This window comes from Clostridium sp. AM28-20LB, from assembly GCF_003480665.1.
GTDB lineage: Bacteria > Bacillota > Clostridia > Lachnospirales > Lachnospiraceae > Otoolea > Otoolea fessa.
The window spans coordinates 830,582-852,129 of sequence record NZ_QUJN01000001.1 but is presented as its reverse complement, the minus strand read 5'-3'; the positions used below and the strand labels follow the sequence as shown (position 1 = coordinate 852,129).

Below are 21,548 nucleotides of genomic sequence, written 5' to 3'. Positions count from 1 at the left end.
TGTACAGAAAAGAAGGTAAGTAAAATGACAAAGATTGATATTATTTCCGGTTTCCTGGGTGCAGGAAAGACTACGTTTATTAAACAGCTTTTAAAAGAAGCAATTTCAGGCGAGAAAGTCGTTCTGATTGAAAATGAATTTGGACAGATCGGCATTGACGGCGGTTTTTTAAAAGACGCTGGCATCGAGATCCGTGAGATGAACTCCGGCTGTATCTGCTGCTCTCTGGTCGGCGATTTTGGACGTTCCCTCGAGGAAGTTCTGACCAAATATCAGCCGGATCGTGTTATCATCGAGCCGTCAGGCGTCGGCAAGCTGTCTGATGTTATGAATGCAGTAAAAAATGTAGCTTCTGAGATTGAGGTTATGTTAAACAGTGCGGTTACCGTGGTAGATGTCAACAAATGCCGTATGTATATGAAGAACTTCGGTGAGTTTTTCAACAACCAGATCGAAAATGCAGGCACGATCGTGTTAAGCCGTACCGATGTAGCAGATCCGAAAAAGGTACAGGGCGCGGTTGAGATGCTTCGCCAGCACAATGCAAAGGCAACCATCGTGACCACTCCATGCAGCGAGCTGACCGGCGCACAGCTTCTTGAGATGATCGAGCAGGAAGATGATATGGCAGAGGAGCTGATGAAAGAGGCAAGAGAGCATATGCATGAGCATCATCACCATCATGATCATGACGATGACTGCGATTGCGGCTGCCATGACCACGATCATGAGCATCACCACCATGACGATGACTGCGACTGTGGCTGCCATGATCATGATCACGAGCATCATCATCATGACGATGACTGCGATTGTGGCTGTCATGATCACGATCATGAGCACCATCATCATGACCATGATGATGACTGTGGCTGTCATGATCATGACCATGAGCATCATCATCACGACCATGATGACGAGTGTGGCTGTGGCTGCCATGACCACCACCACGATCACGAAGGACACCATCATGCAGATGATGTATTTACAAGCTGGGGCTTGGAGAATGTCGGCGTGATGAAGAAAGAAGATCTGCAGAAGATTCTGGATGATCTGGCTTATGGTGATAAATACGGCGAGGTTCTGCGTGCGAAAGGCATGGTTCCGAGTGAAGAAAAGGGCGTATGGCTGCATTTTGATATGGTTCCGGAGCAGGCTGAGATCCGTGAGGGAGCACCGGATTTTACCGGAAAGGTGTGCGTGATCGGTGCCGAGTTGGACGAAGAGGGTCTGAAGGCAGCGTTCAACGCGTAAATACAAGGAGAATGAACTATGAATGAAGATAAGATGCCGTTGTTTCTCATCAATGGTTTTCTGGAAGCTGGAAAAACCCAGTTTATTAAATTTACAATGCAGCAGGATTATTTCCAGACCGAAGGAAAAACACTTCTGATTGTCTGCGAAGAGGGCGAGGAAGAGTATGATGAGGAGCTTTTAAAGCAGACTCATACAGCGGTTGTCTATATAGAGGAAGCGGAAAAGCTGACGCCGGAATACCTACAGGATCTGGAGCTTCTTTACAATCCGGAGCGAGTTCTGATGGAGTGGAACGGTATGTGGAATCTGGATGCCCTGAAACTTCCGAACGATTGGGATCTGTATCAGCAGATCACGATCATCGATGGTTCCACATTTGATTTATACCTGCAGAACATGAAACCATTGATTGGTGCCATGGTCCGCAACACGGAAATGATTATCATGAACCGTTGCGACGAGATCGAGGATCTGGATGTATACCGCCGTACTTTAAAGGGCATGAACCCGCAGGTTCAGATCGTATTTGAGGACGCAGAGGGCGAAATTGAGGAAGTGACCGAAGCGGATCTTCCATTTGATGTCAATGCCGAAGTGATCGAGATTCCGCCGGAGGCATATGGTATCTGGTATATTGATGCGATGGATAAACCGGACCGTTACCGTGGAAAGACTGTTGAATTTACCGGCATGGTACTGAAAACCCCGGATTTCCCGAAGAACAATTTTGTTCCTGGACGTATGGCGATGACCTGCTGCGAGGCAGATATGACGTTCTTAGGTTTCATGTGCAAGGCAAAAAATGCCCGTCTGCTTGAGACGAAAGACTGGGTCAAAGTACGTGCCCGCGTAGAATATGAGTATATGCCGGAGTATGAGGGCGAAGGTCCGATGCTTTATGCAGATTACGTGGAAAAGGCAGAGCCGATTGAGGAGATTGTGCAGTTCTAAGATTTGCAACGGAAAGCTGTGTTAAAAAGAAACGGCGTTTTGTGTTATAATGTCTGTAGGTAAAAAATGATGTAAGAGTTCCAAGTGGAACAGTGAAAACTCCGGAGTGTGGAAGACTCCGGGGTTTTTAAAAAAGAAAGAGAAATCGAACAAATGCTCGATTTCTCTTTCTTTTATTTAAAATTGGATTACAGCTTTATCTTACTCCGTCATCTTCGGCACCGGAGTAGGTCTTGACCGGTCAAATACCTCGTTGACATCAAACAGGTCACTCAAATGGTCGCCGCCGACTCCACTTTCCGGAAGGTCATAATACATCCGGTAGCCGTCGAGGTTCCGGCGCCCCTGTCGCATATAATCGTCGCCGATCTGGACGAAATACTGGGAGGAATCTACGTTACAGAAGTAACGGAATCCCTTGTTGTACAGATACTGAAAGCGCTCGCTGCTTGTATCATACGGATGCCAGTCCCCAATATCGCTTCCAAACGGGAAGAGGATGATATCACATGGACCGGTCAGCGTTTCGACTTCATTTGCCCATTTATCGGTATCTTCACGGAATTTATCCATGGAGATCGTACCCATGTTGCGGTGTCCCCAGCTGTGGGAGGCAATCTCAAAACCGTCGTCGCGCAGGCACTGGACGACTTTTGCTGCGTTGGCGCGTTCTTCCTCAAAGTTGAAATCCGGGTGTTCCGCTTTGTACTCGTCAGTATTGTAGGCGGAATCGGTGCGGTAGCCCAGGATGCCATTGTAACCGGTAAAAGCAATGCACGCTTTTGCGCCGCGGTAGGAGAAATCCGGGTGCTCTTTGATGAAATCATCCAGTAACGGCACCAGATCATAGGAACCGACGGAAACAGAACCGTCGTCCATCTTCATCTCGTTCGTTGGCTTGCCATCCTCGCCGATAATCATACGGGAGGCAAAGCCATCGCCATCCATGTATTCGTAGTAGCAGACATCATCCTGTGACATGACGAACGGCTTCTTACCTTCCGGAAGCATGATATCGCCCTCCTGGAAATGCTTGGAACCGTCCTCTGCGGTCACCTCATATGCTACATCGTGCAGACGTACCAGAACGAAACCGCGCTCATACATCGACTGGAGAATCTTCATAAATTCATCCTTGGTCGTCATGACCTGATTATAACCCTTTTCGCGGCTGTCGCCGTCAAATGCTTTCGAGGTATCCATAATCAGTGTATGGAAGAATACATGCGTTACCTTGCGCGGATCAGCGCGCACCAGTGTTTCTTTGGTGGCGTTGTATTCGTCGATCGCTGCCGTCACGGACTTGTCAGATGCGTATGTACTGCTGGACAGGAGATTGATTGCTCCGTCATAGTCATAACCGTCTGCCAGAAGCTTTGCCTGAGCGATGACACCCTCGAGGCTGTCATCGGCAGGTGCAGATGCATTATCAAGGGAAATTACTCCATTTTCAGAATCCGTTTCGGTTGACGCTGGAACCGAAGATACATGTTCTGCCGGAGAGCGGCGCACCCAGAGGAACGCGGCAATTCCAAGCAGTACAATCAGAATGCCGATTAAAATTAAATACGGAAGTTTGGAGGAACCGCCGTGCCGTCGCCTGGAACGTCCGCCACGTGCAGAAAATCCAACGCTTCCAAGGGAGGAATTTCTTCTCATCATAGTTTTCACCTTTTGTTTATTCATATTTATCTGTCGTTTTTTGCGTCAGATAGTAATAACAGGCCGAGAAAGTTTGCCACCGACTCGACACAGCAAGAAAGAGAGCGGAAAACGTTTTTATAAGCCTGTCTGTGTTCTTATAGTATACCATAAAAAGGAAAGGTGGTCTATGACAGTTTCTTACAATTCTCTTTGGCATAGGGACGGGCGGATATGCCATATCTTGAGAAGAGAGTATGTGCAGGCCGAGGAAGATATGAATGAAAAATGTATCATGCAGGGAGAGGCGTGGTATTTGAAATGGAAGCGCGTGGAAAAATGGTGTTGGTTTGTGAAAAAGAAACTGTTTCGGGAAAAAGAATGTATGTGTTGGGACGAAGGGGGCAGAGACAGGAGAAGAGTGTATTTAAACAAAAATGCTTGGAGAGGGCTGGCAGCGATTGGTGTAGTGGTTGTGCTTACGATGGGAGAATGTGTGTCAGGCATACAGCTTGGAATTGGTAAATTGGGGGGAAATGGTATGCTCACATCTTACGCGGAGGAACTGTGGATTCCTGTTTCAGTAACCGCAGAGACAGCGCAGGCAGCAGAAAATGCCGCTGAGCTTCCCGTCCAGGCACCGGAGGCGATCCTTATGGAGGCCTCCACCGGAACTGTTTTGTATGAAAAAAATGCGGACGAGGCGCGAAATCCAGCCAGCGTGACGAAGATTATGACGCTGCTTCTGATTTTTGATGCGTTACATTCGGGAAAAATTCATTTGCAAGATGAGGTCACGACCAGCGCGCATGCGAAATCTATGGGGGGATCCCAGGTATTTTTGGAAGAAGGGGAGGTACAGACGGTCGAAACGCTGATCAAGTGCATTGTCATTGCATCGGGAAATGATGCCAGTGTGGCAATGGCAGAGTATATCGGCGGCAGTGAGGAGGCATTTGTTGCGATGATGAACGAGCGGGCGAAAGGGCTTGGAATGGGGACAGCAAAGTTTGAGGATTGCTGCGGTCTGACGGCGTCTACGACGCACGCGATGTCGGCGCGCGACATTGCCCTCATGTCGCGGGAATTGATCACGAAGTATCCGGAAATTTTTCAGTATTCAACGATCTGGATGGAAAATATAACGCACCGGACCAAGCAGGGAGAGAAAGAATTTGGACTTTCCAATACGAATAAGCTGCTGAAAATGGTGACAAATTTTGAGGTGACAGGACTGAAAACAGGTTCTACATCGCTGGCAAAATATTGCCTGTCCGCAACCGGGCGGAAAGATGGTGTTGATCTGATTGCCGTCATTCTGGCAGCACCGGATTATAAGGCGCGGTTTGCGGATGCGGTCACATTATTAAATTATGGGTTTGCAAATTGTCATCTTTACAAAGATGAGAATCCGGGAGCTGTGCCGGAAACGACGGTGGCAGGCGGCATCCAGGAACAGGTTGCAGGGCGTCTGCGGGGAACCTTTTCTTACCTTTCGATGGAAGGAGAGAATCTGGATGGAATCGAAAAAGAGTGGATGATGGAAGAATCCTGCAAAGCACCGGTTCGGGAAGGTGATGTGATCGGACATCTGGTCTACCGGCTGGATGGACGGGAATTGGGAAGTGTGGAGATAGAAGCGGCAGAAACGGTGGAGAAAGCGGGACTATGGGACTATTTTAAGAAGGTAATGGGAGTGTTTGCGGCATAAAAATAAAGAGCTGTCATGTTTGAATAGTGATACATGACAGCTCTTTTTTGTGTAATAGGAAATTCCTTGGAATTTCCTATTACACAAAAAGGCACTAACGTGCCAATGATGCGCACTCGCGCGAAGATGTAGGTTGTCGCAAGCGACCGCGCTCGGCGCGAGAATGTGCCAAGGCACATTCTTTTTTGCTAGTTATTCATTCTGCAATCCAGCCGCTTTTTCAGAATACGTGGTCGTTACCAGTTTTTCATAAGGAATCCGTTCCTTGAGTTCACCTGCTTCTTCCAGAATGTTTTCCAGAAGCTCAAAGCTGTCCCTGTGGAAAATGGTATCATTTTTCCAGGTGTCCTGCGCTTTGTAGCGTTCAACGATGCGGGCGATTGCCGCGCGGTCTGTTTCCGGAAACTGAGGTTGGATTGTCTCGGCGATTTCATCCGCACTGTGGGAGTTGACGTAAGCTAAGCCCTTCTGGATGGCATTCGTGAACGACTGGATAATTTCCGGATGCCTATTTAGATAGCTCTGCTTTGCACAGTAGGCGGTGTAGGGGACATAACCGGAATCGACGCCGAGCGAGGCGACAACGGTGCCATTTCCTTCGGTTTCAAGGGTGGTGGCGAAGGGCTCGAACTCGATCGTGTAATCCGCATCATTACTCGTAAACGCCGCCGCTGTCAGCCCGAAATTGATACTCTGATCGATGGTCAGGTCATTTTTTGGATCGATGCCATTTTTCTTTAAAATATACTCAAAGACCATTTCCGGCATTCCACCCGCACGCCCGCCAAGCACCTTTTTGCCTTTCAGATCCTGCCAGGAAAAGTCTGGTTCGGCGCTGCGTCCAACGAGGAAGTTTCCGGCACGCTGGGTCAGCTGGGCAAAATTGACAGCATAATCGGCGGAACCTTCCTGGTAGACATAGATACTTGCCTCTGAGCCCATGAATCCGATATCGGCATCCCCGGAGATGAGCGAGGTCATAACCTTGTCGGCACCGGCACCGTTTACGAGTGTCAGAGCGATGCCTTCATCCTTAAAATAGCCCAGCTCGATCGCGGCGTACTGTGGCGCATAAAAAATCGAGTGGGCTACCTCATTGAGTGTGACCGGTTCAAGCGCCCCGTCCGCCTCCTTCGCCTGTCCACACCCGGTCAGGGTGGTAAGCAGAGTGAGCACAGCCAGGGCAGCTGCAAATTTAGTTCGTTTCATGGTTGCCTCCTGCGGTTCGTTCATACTATTAAGATATGGGGAATACAGGAAGGTGTGAGCGGTCTGCTGATTTTTCTTTCTGTCTCCAGAGAAGTCCAATACAAAGCCCGACAAGCGACGGCAGAATCCATCCGAGGTTCAAATCAAACAGCGGAAGCGTATGTCTGGCAAATGCGATGACGGGTTCCAGATGTAGGGCAGACTGCATTTCGTCTGGCAGAGCTGCTAAAAAGTCAAAGATGGAAGCTGCCCAGGAACAAATGGTAACGCAGACATAGACTTTTTTGTTATGCTGGAATGCATTTCCAACCAGCGCGAGGAGAATCAGCGTGATGGCTGGCGGGTAAATCAGCATCAAAACAGGAACCGAGTAAGTGATGATAGCGGACAGTCCTATATTTGACACAATGAGTGAAAAAAGGGTAAAAACGACCGCCCATGCACGGTAGGAAAGGGCATGGGGAAACAGTTTCACAAAGGTTTCCGCACAGCTCGTTACAAGCCCGATGGAGGTCTTGAGGCAGGCGAACGTGATCGCGATGGCGAGGATCCAGGTGCCCATCCGTCCAAGGTAGTAGTCTGCAATCTGGGAGAGGGCGATGCCGCCGTTTTCTGAAAGTTCGAATTGTCCCAGTGACTGTACTCCAATCAGGATGGTAAGCAGATAGATAAATGCCATCAGAAGCCCAGCCAGCATACCGGAATGCAGAACCTCTTTTGCAATGGTTGAATCTTCCCGCACGCCCATCTGGCGGATAACCGAAATGACCACGATCCCGAATGCGAGTCCGGCAATCGCATCCATGGTTTCATAGCCCTGGGAGAGCGCGGAAAAGAAAGCTCCATTCTGATAAGAGGCATCGGGAACTGCCGCTGAAACCTCGATGCTCGGATGAAGCAGGGCAGTCACAATCAGAACGCCTAGAAACAGAAGAAACAGCGGATTGATGATTTTTCCGATCCAGAGCGTGATGCTGCCTGGACGAATGGAAAATACAAACACCAGCGCAAAGAAGATCAGCGAAAACAAAAGCAGCATAGTCTGTTCGGAAAGCTGTGTTCCCAAAAGGGGTCTGACTCCGGCGGTAAAGGAGGTCGTAGCGCACCGCGGAATAGCGAAAAACGGTCCGATTGTCAGGTAGAGCAGACAGGTAAAGAAATAGCTATATCTGTGTCCGACGCGGCGGGACAGATCCTGAAGTCCCTCCGAATGCGTGCTTCCGATCGCGGCAACACCCAGGATCGGAATGCCGACGGCAGTCAGAATAAATCCAATCGCTGCCGGGAGAAACTGGCGTCCGGCAAGCTGACCGAGATGTACCGGAAAAATCAGATTTCCGGCGCCGAAGAACATGCCGAATAATGTTCCGGCAACTAAAAGCCGCTGCTTATGGGAAAGACAGGTCTGCGTCATAGATATTCACTCCTTTTACATGAGAATTGAAAACTTTTTTGTAATCATCATTATAAAGCCTTCCTTGTGGTTTGTGAAAATCTAGTTTATAATAGAAATATGACAAAATGTAATATTCTAAAAGGAGGTGCGGCATGGATGCCAAAAAACTGGAAATATTGATGACGGCGGTAGATCTTGGAAGTTTTTCGAAAGCATCCGAGGTAGTTGGCTACACGCAGTCGGGGCTGACCCATCTGGTGGACAGCCTGGAGCGGGAGATTGGATTTCCGTTGATCCGCCGCAGTTACAGCGGCATCGCGCTGACGGAGGCGGGAGAAAACCTGTTGCCGGATATCCGCCAGTTTTTGCAGGCAAATGCCACCCTGGAAAATAAGATTCAGGCGGTGCGGGAACAGCAGGAGGAGTCGATCCGTGTGGCGGCATATGCGAGCATCGCGATGTACTGGATGCCGGAGATTTTATACCGGTTCCGCCGCCTCTGCCCGAAGGTGGACGTTGATCTGCGCATGGTTGATCATGCGCTGGAACCATTTGAATTATTACAGAGCGGAAAGACGGATGTCATTTTTGCGAGCAGACAGAAAGAACCGAAATGCGAGTGGATTCCGCTGTATCATGAACTTTTGTATGCGATTCTGCCAAAGCAGTATCCCTTAAATGGGCGCAAAGAATTTCCACTGCGTGAATTTGAAGGAAAAGATTTCCTGATGCCGTACGGGCGGTTTGACATCGATGTACACGCCGCATTTGCAAAAGAGGGAGTCAGGGCAAAGGAGCAGTCCGTCTATGTGGATGACGAGACGGTGATCCGCATGGTGGGAAAAGGACTGGGCATTTCAATGATGTCTGAACTGATGATCCGCGGAAATACGGAAGATGTCTACTGCGTTCCGGTTTCCCCGACCTGCATCCGGGAAATAGGAATGGGTATGAAGCCGGGGACGGAGGAGAATGGGAGCATTGCAAAGCTGAGAGAATGTGTGATGCAGTTTGTGAGCACGTTAAACAAAGGCGGAAACGTCTCTTTGAAATAACCGGAATCACAGACCAAACAGTCCCAGCCTTGCCATTTTCCCAGTATAGAGTATATAATTAAATACAGATAAATATATGGAAGGAATACACCGTGAGCATAAATAAAAACCTTTTTGACACTCTCCCAATCGGCTTTTTCAACTGCCTGGCAAGCGGCAGCAGCAACCGCATTTATTCGGACTGTCTTCTGCTCATTTATCATGAGTATGACCGGGAGATCACCTACCGCATTGCCCGCAGCCGCATCCGGGATGCGCTTGCCATTTATCTTCTGGAAAATCACATTGATTATTTGGACGATGAGATGACAACCGACCGGAATTACAACCAGCTTGCCAATTCTGTGATCCGCAAATTCTGCTCGAAAGAGGTCGGATGGCTGGAGGAGGACACGGACGATGCGACGTATGAGAAGCATATCATGATGACGGAGCAGGGCGTCTTTCTGGCAGAATTTCTCCAGAAGATGATGAAGCCGGAGTGGGAAGAATTTTCAAGTTATATTTTCAATATTTATAATATTTTGCAGAATCCCGACCAGTGGGAACCGGATATCTATGTCAATGCGCTGCGCTCGGTCTACCGCAACGCGAAACAGCTCTCCGGTGCGCTCAAGCGCCTGGCGACCTTTATCAAAAAAATCATCGAGCGGATGGTGCGCGAGGAAAGCCTGGAAAGTCTGACCGAGAACGTCCTCGAATACTGTGAGGGCGATTTTATCCGCGAGTACGCGCGTCTGACGAAACAGCAGAATATTCATATGTACCGTTCCTTTATCCGGTCAAAGCTGGAAGCGATGCAGAACCGGCAGGAGCTGTTTGAGGGCCTGGTGGCGGGATGCGCGAAGGAAGAAGAACTGGAACACATTGAGGCGGAGAATAAGGTGCTGGATATGATCCAGACGATTCTGCAGTTTTTCTCAGTCGATTACGACCAGATCATGCGGGATATCAAGCATAAAATTAATATCTATTTACAGATTGCGATTGGACGCGCGAGATTTCTTCAAAACCGGGACAGCGATGTGCGCGGGCATGTCGAGCAGACGATCCGCGTGATTGCGGCGGAGATGAACACACTCGGTTGGAAGGAAGAACTGCCGGAGTCGATGAACGGGTTGTTTTTGCTGGAAAATAATGAGTTTATCGATACCGACTCGATCCGCTATCCGCGACGGGAGCAGATGATCCGCGAGGCAACCTATGCAGAGCTGGAAGAAATGACACAGGAGGACATCGATCGTGCGAGGGAGGCACAGGAGAGGGAGGCAGAGAACCCGTATTCGAAGGATAAGATGAAGAATTATCTGGAGGCGCTTTTAGGAGATCGGACGGAGATATCCAGCGAGGAGGTTCCGATGAAGAGCAAGCGGGATCTTTTAAGCGCGCTCTCGGCGGTTGCCTATGGTTCGGAAAATGGGTATGAGATACAGGCGGAGGATGGTTATCTGGAAACGCAGCAGATGCTTCTGCGGCGCTTTAAAATCGAACGCCGGAAGGAGAAATAAAACATGGGATTTGAAGAAATATGGAATGAATATACATCCTCTGAGAAGGACATGTTCCAGAAAAGTGTCAGGCGCCTTCTGAAGCAGACCTTTATCGTGCGCGACCGTGACGAGGACAGCAAAAAAGCGTACTATTTTGTCTCCAAGCGTTCGGAACCATTTTCAGCGTACCTGGGATATATCGGATACGATATTGTAATTGACCGGGAAAATGGCGTGATTATGCTGCAGAACTGCCGGGATCTCGGCGAGAATGGAAAACTGCAGATCAACCATGTGACACTCAAAAAGATGGAGAGTGTGGTTTTATGCTGCCTCTGGACTCTCTATGCGGACCGGGTGCGTTCTGGAAATCTTTCGAAAAATATTGAGATTTCGGTGACCGATCTGCGCTATGAGATGGAAAAATACGGCATTCGGGATCAGATTGACAAGAGCAGTTTTGCATCGATTCTGACGCTGTTTACCAAATATCAGCTTCTGCAGGTGATTGGAAAGCTCGGCGAGGAGGACTGCCGGATCTGTCTTTATCCGTCGATGCAGTTTGTGCTGGAACCACAGGAGTTTGGCAAATTTGTGGAAAATGTCAACCGGCGGATGCAGGAAAAGTGGAGCCGTGAGGACGAATGGGAAACGGAGCTGACAAAAGAGGAGGAAGACGGCGATGAAGAATCAGACGATCATGAATAGGAAATCGGCGAAAAAACTTTTGATGGTCCAGTGGTCGCGTTTCCAGAATGTCTGTATCGAGCTGGAAGGTTCGACCCTGGTGACCGGTGTCAACGGAAGCGGAAAATCGACGGTACTTGATGCGATGACCTATCTCCTGACGGGCAACACGCAGTTTAACAAGGCGGCGAAGGACCGAGACCGGACGGTGCTTGGTTATGTGCGCGGCGACACGCGCAGTAATGGCGAGGCGCGTTATTTGAGAAATGGCAGCGTTGTCAGCTATATTGCGATGGAATTTTCCGATCCGACGCTGGGAGTGCCGCTCACGGTCGGAGTATGCATTGAGTCTCCAAGTGAGTCTGGCAAGCCGGTCAGCAGCTGGTTTATCTGTCCTGGGGCGGCGATTGACGATATCGATTTTACACGGATTGAGGGAAATGCACTCCGCATCACGCCGAAAAATGAGCTGACAGTGAATGGCGAGGCGATGAAGCTTTCCTCTTTTATGGGACGGGACCGCGGCACGGAGGCGGTACTCCGGGCGCTGGGACTCCGCGTGGATGCAGTCAAATACCGGACAAAGCTTCTGAAAATGATGGCATTTAACCCGGAAAATAATATCGACCAGTTTATTCAGGACTGTGTCCTGGAACCGGGAAAAGTCCAGTCGCTGGAGGAACTGCGCGAGCAGAAGCGCCAGTTTGAGCGCCTGCGGGAACTCTATGAGAGTCTCAGACAGGGCAAAATCCAGCTCGAAGAGGTGCTTCGCCAGAGTGACGAATACGAGAAGAAAAAGCGGGTACTCCGCATCCGGGAGCTGATGCTTTCGTACCAGGCACTCCGGGAGAAGGAAGAGGAAGAAAAGCAGACGAAAAACCGTTATCAGGCTTTAAAAGACCAGTACGGGCGCCTGACCGAGCGGGCGGGAGAGCTCGCAAGACAGCAGGAAGCCGCACAGGAACGCCTGCGAATTGCAGAAAATAACGATATGGTCAAGGGAATGCAGGAAAGCCTGGATTCCCTGAAACGCCAGATCGAGGAAGCGGATCGTGAGAAAAAGAACTGGGAGGACAAGCTGGCGCAGATTTTGAAATTGAAGAAGAAGATAAGCGCGCTTATCAAGCTTCTGGAAGCAGATCTTCCGTCCTTATCCTCGGAAAACACCTATCTGGAGACACTGGAACAGGCGGATGGGGAGACGGCGAAGAAGCGGGAGGCGTTTGACGCATTCCGCGAGAAGGTGCACCGTCAGGACGGCATCTATGAGGAAAATAAGATCCACCTGCAGGATCAGTGTAAAGAGCGCGAAAAAGAGATAGGGGCGCTGCAGGAGAAGATCCGCCGTCTGGAATCGAATATCCTTGTGTTCCCGGCGGAGGTGGAAAATGCCCGGAATAAGATTCAGAGAGGGTTAGAAAAACAGGGTATCCAGACCGAGGTCCACATTTTTGCCGAATTGGTCCAGGAGGTGACCGCTCCGGAGTGGAGAAAGGCGGTTGAGACATTTCTGGGAAGAAAGCGTTTCTATATCATCGTGGACGGCGCGCACTGCCATAAGGCGATGCAGATTTTACAGAAAGAGCGGATCTATGATGGAAATGTCGTGATCACGGATAAGCTTCCGGAAACAGAGGCGGTGGAAGGTTCCGCGGCGGAGATTCTGCGGATCCCGAACGTCTATGCGAGACGTTACGCCAATTATCTGTTAAACGGCATTCATCTCTGTGAAAATCTGGAAGAGCTGCATGAATACCCGAAGGGCGGACTCATGCGGGATGGCATGCTGGCGAAGAGCTATGCGGTTGCGATGATGGATATGAGACGGACCGAGCTGTGTCTCGGCGCAGACGCGATCCGCTGCCAGCTGGAACAGTCCAGAAAAGAACTGGAAGAATTACAGGTGGTTCAGCGGGCCGATAAAGAGGCACTTTCACAGGTTATCAAATACCGTGATGCGATCAAGGAGATCGACTGGGACGGCGGACACTACGATTTCGGCGCGGCATATGGGCTGAAGGACTGCAAAAAGCGCAGGGACAGCCTGGTAAAGGACCGCGAGGAGATAGAGGCAAATCCGGACTTTACCGCAGTCCTGAAAGAACTGGAGACGGCGGGACGGCTGGCACGCGAGGCAAATGAGAGTGTGAACCAGAACCAGAGTGAGCTTGGCGGCTGTAAGAATGATTTAAAGGGCTGCGAAGGAACACTGAGCCGTATCAGCACGGAGATCTATTTATGCCAGAAGGCATATGAGGAAAAATGCCTTGTCAACATGGAACTCAAGGAGGCGATGCTGGAGGAATATAACCGCGAAAGCGAGAAGCGCGGCACGATCCGCGTGACGACACAGCTTTCCATCGACAAGAGCAAAAATATGCTGGCAGAGCGGGAGCGCCAGCTGGAGGACGCACAGCTGGCGTATTGCCGCCTGGCGGGAATCGACGTCGGAAAGCGCGGCATCGGTTACATCCCGTGGTACCGGGAAGAATACCGGAACCTGGCGCACGTCAAGGTGGAGGAAGCCCAGCAGAAGCTGCAGGAGCAGGCAGGACGACTGGAGAGCGCGTTTATGAACGATTTCGTGGCGGAGATTGACGAGAATGTCCGCGAGGCAAAACGTGAGATGGACGCGATTAACCGTGAACTGCGCCATATGCCGTTTGGCAACGATACCTACAAGTTTGTGATGAAAGAAAAGCCAGACCGCGCTCTCTTCTTCCGCATCTGCAGGCGTCTGGAAAAATATATGAGTTCCCCGCAGGTCTATATGAATTCGGCGCGCGACGACGAGGAGATGGAGAATGATATTCAGGAGTTTATGAGTATCATTCTGGCGGAAGAGGATGAGTGGGAATACACGGATTACAGGAGATATTTCTCTTACGATATGGAGATCAGCAGCCGTCAGGGACAGACCGAGATCACGGCAGAGTTATCAAAAAAACAGGGTTCCGCCAGCAACGGCGAGAAGCAGACCCCGTATTTCATCATTCTGGCGGCGAGTCTTTTGCAGTGCTACCCGGCAAACACTTGCTGCGCCCGTCTGGCATTCATCGACGAGGCATTCTCGGCATTGTCGAGAGAGCGGATCGAGCAGATGGTCCGTTATTTCGAAGAAAATCACTTCCAGGTATTCTATGCAGCTCCGCCAGAGAAGATCAACAGTATCGGTCAGTTCATCGATTCAACCGTCAGCCTGATCGTGACAGGACGGTATACGAATGCGGTAGAAGGATTGGTGAAGCAGGCATAGGAAACGAGGAGAAAAAATGGCGGATCGGAAAGAGTGGAAAGAACAGCTTTTAAGTAAATTGCTGGATCAATACGAAAAAAGTGTCACCTACGCCGGTGAAAACAAGGTAAAACAAGTGTTTTCGGTCAAACCATCCGATATTTTCAAGGGCTACAACAAAGATTTTCTCCCGCCGGAACAGCTTTTCCAGGAAAAAGAATTTGAACGGCTGATCCGCCAGATGGAATCGGAGGGACTTATTCATGTAGTTCCTCCGAATACTGGTATTCTCCGTCAGATCTGTGCTGTCCCGGAATGCTGGGAAGATTACTATGCCTGCCTGAACCGGACAGAAAAGAATATTCTAAAAAAACGGCTGGAAGAGGTTTATCATCGCTTCTGCCAATGTGATTTATTGGAGGCATATGGAAAAGAAAAGCTTCAGACACTGAAAAATAGCCGTGCGAGAAAGCTGGATGAAAAGAAGGTAGAAAAAGAGATAACCGAGGCAGAAGCTATCTGGAATCTGGTGCAATTTTTAAAAGAAAATCAGGAAAAGCAGAGAACTACGCTGGAGCGGGAAATGTCAGAGGCAGTTCTGCATGACAGTAAACAGTGGGAAAAGATATACCGGAAAAAGGTGTGTGGAATTTTGGAGCACACAGGGTGGTATGATGAACCGCTTGCGGAGCTGGAAGAAGAACGGGAGCGGCAGACGGCGCTTCTGGAGGAATTTTACATTTATTCCAATCCGGCGTATATCTATCTGAAAGGGGATGCGCGGATCTGCCTTGAAGATGGACGCGAACTTCGGATTTATCACGATCTGCCGATGTCGATCCCTTTTGAGACATTCCAGAAGGCAAAAAGCATCCACATCCGGGATGCGGCGCTGATGACGGTGGAAAATCTGACCTCGTTTCACCGGCTGGAGCGGGAACATATATTTTACCTGTTTCTGAGTGGTTACCATACCCGCACGAAACAGGCGCTTTTGCAGCGGATCGCCAGAGAAAATCCGGGACTTTCCTGGTATCATTTTGGCGATCTCGATCCAGACGGTCTGGCGATCGCGGGACATCTGATCCGAAAAACGGGACTGCCGTTTCAGCTGTGCGCTATGGGCGTGCAGGAATTGCAGCGGTTTCAGACATATGCGAAGCCATTGGAAGCACCCGATCGGGCGAAGGCGGAAGCGATGATAAAACAGGGCAGCAGCTATGCGGGAATATTGCGGTATATGTTGGAGCACAACTGTAAATTGGAGCAGGAGATTATAAGCTGGCAGGAGACGAGGTTGGAGAGCTTTCTGTAAAAAGAATCTTTTCGGTTCAATCCGGATTTTTATATATGATATGATAAAGACAAAGTGAAAGGAATGCAGCGTCTATGGAAAAACAGGAAAAAGCCTACAAAGGCGTCATCGAATATTTCAAGAATCGCATCATGGCGGGCGAGCTGCGTCCGGGGGAGAAGCTTCCTCCGGAGCGGGAGATTGCGCAGATGCTGGAAGTCAGCCGCAATTCCGTCCGGGAAGCGCTGCGGATCATGGATATGACGGGAGTGATTTCCTCCCAGCAGGGCTCGGGGAATTACATCACTTGTGAATTTCAGAAAAGCATTGCGGAGACGATGGGGATGATGTTTGCGATGTCCCAGATTAATTATCAGCAGATCAGCCAGATCCGCTATGCGCTGGAACAGCAGGCGTTTTCCCTGGCGGTTGAACATGCGTCGGAGAGCCAGATGGACGCGCTGGAAGAACTGGTAAAACGTCTTGACCGGAGCATGGACGAGCAGGAAAACGCCCGGATTGATAAACAGATCCATTTTACACTGGCACAGGCGTCGGGAAATGTGCTGCTGCTCAATATTTTAGAGGCGTGTTCCGGCGTGATCGATACCTTCATCCGGAATATGCGCGCGGAAATTCTGCGGACAAAAGAGGCGAAAGAAGCACTGAATCTCTGTCACCGGCAGATTGCGGAAGCGCTGCGGAACAAAGATAATGCAGCGGGGAAGGATGCACTGGACCGGCATTTCCGGATGATAGATGAAATTTTGGAAAAAAATGAAAAAACACATTTTATGTGAAAAGATAAACAATCGTTGACAACCAGAACGCAGCCCACTATACTAACGAATAAAGAAAATTGGTTCTACCAAAATTCTTTTTTCTTTTCAATAAATTGGTAGAACCAATATGCGGATTAAAAATTCTTTATATCCATCATTTAAAGATTTTTACAAAGCATCCACATGAAGGAGGAAACAGAATGAAGATTCTTGTCTGTATCAAACAGGTACCGGAAAGCAATAAAGTAGAAGTCGATCCGGTTACTGGCGTGCTGAAACGAGACGGCGCGGCTTCGAAGATGAACCCATACGATCTGTACGCGCTGGAGACGGCGTTCCGGATCCGGGAAGAAGTGGGCGGAAGTGTTCACGTCATTTCCATGGGACCGCCGCAGGCGCAGCAGGTGATCCGCGAGGCATTTGCGATGGGCGCGGACGGCGGAACGCTTTTATCGGATCGCAAATTTGGCGGTGCGGATGTACTGGCGACCAGCTATACACTTGCGCAGGGCATCAAGAGCTGCGGCGATTTTGACCTGATCCTCTGCGGCAAACAGACAACGGACGGCGACACCGCGCAGGTTGGTCCGGAGATCTCCGAGTGGCTGAATATCCCGAGCGTGGCAGATGTTGTCAAGATCAATCAGATTGATGAGGACGGCATCACCGTCAGCATGGATCTGCCGGAAGAGGTCGAGGTGGCGAAAGTGCAGTTCCCGTGTCTCTTAGCCGTTGACAAGGACATTTTCCAGCCAAGACTTCCTTCGTATGTCCGGAAAATGAACACGAAAGACCGTGAAATCCGGATTCTTTCCCTGGCGGATATGGATGATAAAGACGCGATGCACTATGGACTCAATGGTTCCCCGACGCAGGTTCAGCGCATTTTCCCACCGGCTGTCAATGACAAAAAGGAAATGTGGGACGGAAGCGGCGAAGAGCTGGCGGACCGGCTGTATCAGAAGATCGTGGATATGAAATTCGTGTAGGAGGTGGAATCATGGCTGAGTTAATCATACATCAGGACAAAATCCCGGATAATCAGGAACTTATCAAGCTCTGTCCGTTCGGGGCGATGGAAGAAAAAGACGGAAAGGTGACGATCAGCGCCGCCTGTAAAATGTGCCGTCTCTGCGTGAGAAAAGGTCCGAAGGGCGCGGTTGAATATGTAGAAGACGCGGTAAAACCGAGCATCGATAAGAGTGCATGGAAGGGCATTGCCGTTTACGTAGATCACGTGGATGGAAAGGTGCATCCGGTTACATTGGAGCTTCTTGGAAAAGCAAGAGAACTTTCCAAGGTAACGGGACATCCGGTTTACGCCCTGTTTATGGGAAATGGAATCGAAGCGGCTGCCCACGAACTGCTTCATTATAATGTAGATAAAGTATTCGTCTATGATGCACCGGAACTGGCACGTTTCCAGATCGAGCCGTACACGGCTGTTTTTGAAAACTTCATCCAGACAGTAAAACCATCGTCTATTCTCGTCGGTGCGACCACGGTGGGTAGACAGCTGGCGCCGCGTGTGGCTGCCCGTATGAAGACAGGTCTGACCGCGGATTGTACGATCCTGGAAATGGATGAAAATACTGATTTATCCCAGATTCGACCGGCTTTTGGCGGCAATATCATGGCACACATCAAGACCCCGAACCACCGTCCGCAGATGGCAACCGTGCGCTATAAGATCATGAACGCACCGGAGCGTGCCGAGAAAGAGAGCGGTGAGATTGTGGTCTGTACAATTGAGAAGGAAAAACTGCTTTCCCACGTGAGGGTTCTGGATATCGTAGAAAAGCCGAAGGAAACCTTTATCGAAAATGCTGACGTCCTGGTGGTAGCCGGACGAGGCGTGAAGAAGCCGGAAGATTTGAAAATGCTGGAAAAACTGGCAGATCTGCTGGGAGGTCAGCTTGCCTGCACCCGTCCGATGGTGGAAGCCGGATGGCTGGATGCCAAGTGCCAGATCGGTCTGAGTGGCCGTACGGTCCGCCCAAAACTCATCATCACCTGCGGCGTGTCCGGTGCGGTCCAGTTTACTGCCGGCATGAATCACGCGGAGACGATCGTCGCGATCAATAAAGATCCGAAAGCGCCGATTTTCAAGACGGCACATTACTGCCTGACTGGTGATCTCTATGAGATTCTCCCGAGACTGATTGAGAAGATTGAGATGGGAAGATAAAGATTCACAGGAAGGAGAGCAGGATATCATGGGAAATTACAAGAAAATAGATAAAGATGATATTTTATATATAAAAAACACAATTCAGGATGACGAGCGTGTCCTCGTAGGTAAAAATATCAACGAAGAGTACAGCCACGATGAGCTGAGCGGCACCAGCAGTTATCCGGATGTGGTGGTAAAGGCAAAATCAGCCGAAGAGATCGCGGCGATCATGAAATATGCATACGAAAATACGATTCCGGTGACACCGAGGGGCGCCGGAACGGGTCTGGTTGGTTCTTCGGTTCCGATGGAACATGGCATCATGATCGATACCACCCTGATGAACCAGATTCTCGAATTGGATGAGGAAAATCTGACGGTCACGGTGGAACCAGGCGTCCTTTTGATGGAATTGTCCGCTTATGTAGAAGATCACGATTTCTTCTACCCGCCGGATCCGGGTGAGAAATCAGCGACCATCGGCGGCAACATCAGCACGAATGCGGGCGGTATGCGTGCGGTCAAATACGGTGTGACGAGAGACTATGTCATGGGGCTGGAAGTGGTTCTGCCGGATGGCACGATCACTCAGTTTGGAGGCAAAGTCGTAAAGAATAGTTCAGGCTATGACTTGAAAGATCTGATTATTGGTTCCGAGGGAACGCTTGGCTTTATTACCAAGGCGATCTTAAAGCTTCTGCCGCTTCCGAAGCGTGTCATCAGCCTTCTGATCCCGTTCCCGACCCTGAAACAGGCGATCGACACCGTCCCGGTTATCATCAAATCTAAGACGATCCCGACCGCGATCGAGTTCATGCAGCGGGAAGTGATTGAAGACGCCGAGGAGTATTTAGGAAAAGCGTTCCCGGATAAACAGTCGGATGCGTATCTGCTTTTGAAATTTGATGGTAATTCCACCCAGGAGATCGAAGAAGCGTATGACAAGGTGGCCAAACTCTGCCTGGAACAGGGCGCACTGGACGTGCTGATTTCCGATACCCAGGAGCGTGAGGAATCCATCTGGAAAGCCAGAGGCGCTTTCCTGGAGGCAATCAAGGGATCCACGACTTACATGGATGAGGTCGATATGGTTGTTCCGAGAAGCCGCGTCAATGAGATGGTGACGTATCTGCACGATCTCCACAATGAAATTGATATCCGCATCAAGAGCTTCGGTCATGCGGGCGACGGAAATCTGCACGCCTACATCCTGAAAGACGATTTGAGTGATGAAGAGTGGGAAAAACGGATGTCTGCTGCAATGGAGAAGATCTATCAGAAGGCCCATGAACTCGAAGGTCAGGTGTCCGGCGAGCACGGCATCGGATATGCGAAAAAGCCGTATTTAAGAGAATCCCTGCCGGAGAAGAACCTGGATCTGATGAACGGAATCAAGAAAGTGTTTGATCCGAAGAATATTCTGAATCCGCATAAGGTGGCGCAGAGATAGAAGAAAATAACTGCATTGATATTTTTTTGAGCACCACGCGGTAAGGCTGATTCTAGGAACTGCAGAAGATTTTTGGCAGAAAAACAGAATAGAACAGCAGGTTTTTGAGAAAGCCACGATCTGAATCAAAGAGTTCAAATCGTGGCTTTTTAGAGTGGTTGAACTATTTTATAGTTTATATCTATCGACCTATCTTTTCTTCTTCAACGCCTGCATCACCCGAACCAGCGGAATCGTCTTCCTATAAATCCGTTTCCCACTCTTATTTTCCAAAAATTCCCGAAACGCGCCAATTGCTTTCAAATTTTGGCTCTCATCCGAATTTGAACAGGACCCCGCGCTTGCGTCAATCCCCTTTTTCGGCACCATATACCCGCCGTAGGAATCGCGGAACAGATAGAAATAATCGCGGTCCTCCCCCAGCTTTTCAAATTCATTGTAAGCCAGTGTGCTTTCGCGTGTGTTTTTCGGAAGAGAATAGACTTCCAGATGATTTTCACGGAATTCATAGCGGGACGCCGGGAACGGCATGCCGCTTTTTTTGATCTGTTCGGCGAGCTTGTGGGCGGTGTGGTTGGCGGAGCTGTAGGTGCTGGTCGTCAGATAGCAGCCGTAGGCGGCTAAGAGGATGCCCCACCACTCGCTTAGATTGATGATACCTCCGGCGATGAACAGGATACTTAAGATCGTCCGCGTGATCCGGTTGGAAGCGCAGAAGAGATCGTACTGCATCCGGGACAGGGATTCGAAGGTTTTTTCGTTGTGGTGCATTTCTATTTTATAGTAAATCATGGTAAGCCCTTTCATATAAAAAATCAATCATCACCTATATAAAAACAGTATATAGAAGCATAGAAAATATCTTAAGAAGTAGTATACTGTTTCTTCCCTGTTTCCGCAACTGGATCTGTTAAATCTGTAATGTTGATAAAAAATAAACAAGATTGTTACAAAAATATCACACAAAAATCGACTAAAATCGAGAAAAAATTATATAATTTCGACAAAATAGCTTGCCTAATCGTAAAATAAGTGTTAAAATTAGGTAAAAGATGAATAAAGGACCAAAAGCAGAGACGAAGAGATGCGCCATGGTTAGAAACAGCTGGAAAAGACTGTTTTTTAAAAATGGTGCTATTTTTTTGCCTAAATGCTGAAATGGTAATTTATTTAGAAAGTAGTAGAAACTGTTGATGAACCGGTCAGAAAGATGACTG

General features: G+C 49.3%; 16 protein-coding genes. 12 read left to right on the top strand and 4 right to left on the bottom strand.

Annotation, left to right across the window (positions count from 1 at the left end; all coding sequences use genetic code 11):
• The first annotated feature begins 24 nt into the window (after window positions 1-24).
• Both DW739_RS03765 and DW739_RS03760 read left to right on the top strand, forming a co-directional pair.
• The gene (locus DW739_RS03765; protein ID WP_118491949.1) at window positions 25-1,254 is read left to right on the top strand and encodes a CobW family GTP-binding protein; all 1,230 of its coding nucleotides are present in this window, start codon (window positions 25-27) and stop codon (window positions 1,252-1,254) included.
• Window positions 1,255-1,272: 18 nt separating this feature from the next.
• Window positions 1,273-2,208 (top strand): GTP-binding protein, encoded by a 936-nt coding sequence (locus DW739_RS03760; protein WP_022359817.1) that lies wholly within the window; start codon window positions 1,273-1,275, stop codon window positions 2,206-2,208.
• A gap of 201 nt (window positions 2,209-2,409) precedes the next feature.
• Here DW739_RS03760 and DW739_RS03755 read toward each other — a convergent pair whose 3' ends face one another.
• The gene (locus tag DW739_RS03755; RefSeq protein ID WP_118742641.1) at window positions 2,410-3,870 is read right to left on the bottom strand and encodes a polysaccharide deacetylase family protein; all 1,461 of its coding nucleotides are present in this window, start codon (window positions 3,868-3,870) and stop codon (window positions 2,410-2,412) included.
• A 223-nt stretch (window positions 3,871-4,093) separates the two neighbouring features.
• Here DW739_RS03755 and DW739_RS03750 point away from each other — a divergent pair, with 223 nt between their 5' ends.
• A complete protein-coding gene (locus DW739_RS03750) occupies window positions 4,094-5,560 on the top strand; it encodes a D-alanyl-D-alanine carboxypeptidase family protein (RefSeq protein ID WP_347560980.1) in 1,467 nt (488 codons plus the stop codon).
• A 192-nt stretch (window positions 5,561-5,752) separates the two neighbouring features.
• Here the strand turns inward: DW739_RS03750 and DW739_RS03745 are convergent, their stop codons facing one another.
• Both DW739_RS03745 and brnQ read right to left on the bottom strand, forming a co-directional pair.
• Window positions 5,753-6,769 carry an ABC transporter substrate-binding protein gene (locus DW739_RS03745; RefSeq protein WP_118691636.1) on the bottom strand — a complete coding sequence of 339 codons (1,017 nt, stop codon included), beginning with the start codon at window positions 6,767-6,769 and terminating at the stop codon, window positions 5,753-5,755.
• Between the two features lie 28 nt (window positions 6,770-6,797).
• On the bottom strand, window positions 6,798-8,183 hold the full coding sequence (gene brnQ / locus DW739_RS03740; RefSeq protein ID WP_118742640.1) for a branched-chain amino acid transport system II carrier protein: 1,386 nt from the start codon (window positions 8,181-8,183) through the stop codon (window positions 6,798-6,800).
• A gap of 134 nt (window positions 8,184-8,317) precedes the next feature.
• Between brnQ and DW739_RS03735 the strand changes: the two genes are divergently transcribed.
• The 9 genes from DW739_RS03735 to DW739_RS03695 all read left to right on the top strand — a co-directional run bounded on the left by DW739_RS03735 (window position 8,318) and on the right by DW739_RS03695 (window position 20,331).
• A complete protein-coding gene (locus tag DW739_RS03735; protein ID WP_022359822.1) occupies window positions 8,318-9,220 on the top strand; it encodes a LysR family transcriptional regulator in 903 nt (300 codons plus the stop codon).
• A 92-nt stretch (window positions 9,221-9,312) separates the two neighbouring features.
• A complete protein-coding gene (locus DW739_RS03730) occupies window positions 9,313-10,728 on the top strand; it encodes a Wadjet anti-phage system protein JetA family protein (RefSeq protein ID WP_118742639.1) in 1,416 nt (471 codons plus the stop codon).
• Between the two features lie 3 nt (window positions 10,729-10,731).
• Window positions 10,732-11,418: a DUF4194 domain-containing protein gene (locus DW739_RS03725; RefSeq protein WP_022359826.1), complete on the top strand. Its 687-nt coding sequence runs from the start codon at window positions 10,732-10,734 to the stop codon at window positions 11,416-11,418.
• Window positions 11,393-14,653 carry an SbcC/MukB-like Walker B domain-containing protein gene (locus DW739_RS03720; protein WP_118742638.1) on the top strand — a complete coding sequence of 1,087 codons (3,261 nt, stop codon included), beginning with the start codon at window positions 11,393-11,395 and terminating at the stop codon, window positions 14,651-14,653. The genes DW739_RS03725 and DW739_RS03720 overlap by 26 nt, the downstream gene beginning before the upstream one ends.
• A 16-nt stretch (window positions 14,654-14,669) precedes the next feature.
• Window positions 14,670-15,947: a Wadjet anti-phage system protein JetD domain-containing protein gene (locus DW739_RS03715; RefSeq protein ID WP_118742637.1), complete on the top strand. Its 1,278-nt coding sequence runs from the start codon at window positions 14,670-14,672 to the stop codon at window positions 15,945-15,947.
• 74 nt (window positions 15,948-16,021) lie between these two features.
• On the top strand, window positions 16,022-16,726 hold the full coding sequence (locus DW739_RS03710) for an FCD domain-containing protein (RefSeq protein ID WP_118742636.1): 705 nt from the start codon (window positions 16,022-16,024) through the stop codon (window positions 16,724-16,726).
• 182 nt (window positions 16,727-16,908) lie between these two features.
• Window positions 16,909-17,697 carry an electron transfer flavoprotein subunit beta/FixA family protein gene (locus tag DW739_RS03705; RefSeq protein WP_022359830.1) on the top strand — a complete coding sequence of 263 codons (789 nt, stop codon included), beginning with the start codon at window positions 16,909-16,911 and terminating at the stop codon, window positions 17,695-17,697.
• Between the two features lie 11 nt (window positions 17,698-17,708).
• Complete coding sequence (locus DW739_RS03700) at window positions 17,709-18,896, top strand: electron transfer flavoprotein subunit alpha/FixB family protein (RefSeq protein WP_118293257.1); 1,188 nt, start codon at window positions 17,709-17,711, stop codon at window positions 18,894-18,896.
• A 28-nt stretch (window positions 18,897-18,924) separates the two neighbouring features.
• Complete coding sequence (locus tag DW739_RS03695; protein WP_118742635.1) at window positions 18,925-20,331, top strand: FAD-linked oxidase C-terminal domain-containing protein; 1,407 nt, start codon at window positions 18,925-18,927, stop codon at window positions 20,329-20,331.
• Window positions 20,332-20,520: 189 nt separating this feature from the next.
• Here the strand turns inward: DW739_RS03695 and DW739_RS03690 are convergent, their stop codons facing one another.
• Window positions 20,521-21,123: a YcxB family protein gene (locus DW739_RS03690; protein ID WP_182427926.1), complete on the bottom strand. Its 603-nt coding sequence runs from the start codon at window positions 21,121-21,123 to the stop codon at window positions 20,521-20,523.
• Window positions 21,124-21,548 lie beyond the last annotated feature (425 nt).

What these genes read in the sequence shown, in the direction of transcription:
- DW739_RS03745 (WP_118691636.1), bottom strand. Translation starts at nt 6,769, where the DNA reads ATGAAACGAACTAAATTTGCAGCTGCCCTGGCTGTGCTCACTCTGCTT.
- DW739_RS03695 (WP_118742635.1), top strand. Translation starts at nt 18,925, where the DNA reads ATGGGAAATTACAAGAAAATAGATAAAGATGATATTTTATATATAAAA.
- DW739_RS03760 (WP_022359817.1), top strand. Translation starts at nt 1,273, where the DNA reads ATGAATGAAGATAAGATGCCGTTGTTTCTCATCAATGGTTTTCTGGAA.
- DW739_RS03725 (WP_022359826.1), top strand. Translation starts at nt 10,732, where the DNA reads ATGGGATTTGAAGAAATATGGAATGAATATACATCCTCTGAGAAGGAC.
- DW739_RS03715 (WP_118742637.1), top strand. Translation starts at nt 14,670, where the DNA reads ATGGCGGATCGGAAAGAGTGGAAAGAACAGCTTTTAAGTAAATTGCTG.
- brnQ (WP_118742640.1), bottom strand. Translation starts at nt 8,183, where the DNA reads ATGACGCAGACCTGTCTTTCCCATAAGCAGCGGCTTTTAGTTGCCGGA.
- DW739_RS03710 (WP_118742636.1), top strand. Translation starts at nt 16,022, where the DNA reads ATGGAAAAACAGGAAAAAGCCTACAAAGGCGTCATCGAATATTTCAAG.
- DW739_RS03690 (WP_182427926.1), bottom strand. Translation starts at nt 21,123, where the DNA reads ATGATTTACTATAAAATAGAAATGCACCACAACGAAAAAACCTTCGAA.
- DW739_RS03735 (WP_022359822.1), top strand. Translation starts at nt 8,318, where the DNA reads ATGGATGCCAAAAAACTGGAAATATTGATGACGGCGGTAGATCTTGGA.
- DW739_RS03700 (WP_118293257.1), top strand. Translation starts at nt 17,709, where the DNA reads ATGGCTGAGTTAATCATACATCAGGACAAAATCCCGGATAATCAGGAA.
- DW739_RS03705 (WP_022359830.1), top strand. Translation starts at nt 16,909, where the DNA reads ATGAAGATTCTTGTCTGTATCAAACAGGTACCGGAAAGCAATAAAGTA.
- DW739_RS03720 (WP_118742638.1), top strand. Translation starts at nt 11,393, where the DNA reads ATGAAGAATCAGACGATCATGAATAGGAAATCGGCGAAAAAACTTTTG.
- DW739_RS03755 (WP_118742641.1), bottom strand. Translation starts at nt 3,870, where the DNA reads ATGATGAGAAGAAATTCCTCCCTTGGAAGCGTTGGATTTTCTGCACGT.
- DW739_RS03765 (WP_118491949.1), top strand. Translation starts at nt 25, where the DNA reads ATGACAAAGATTGATATTATTTCCGGTTTCCTGGGTGCAGGAAAGACT.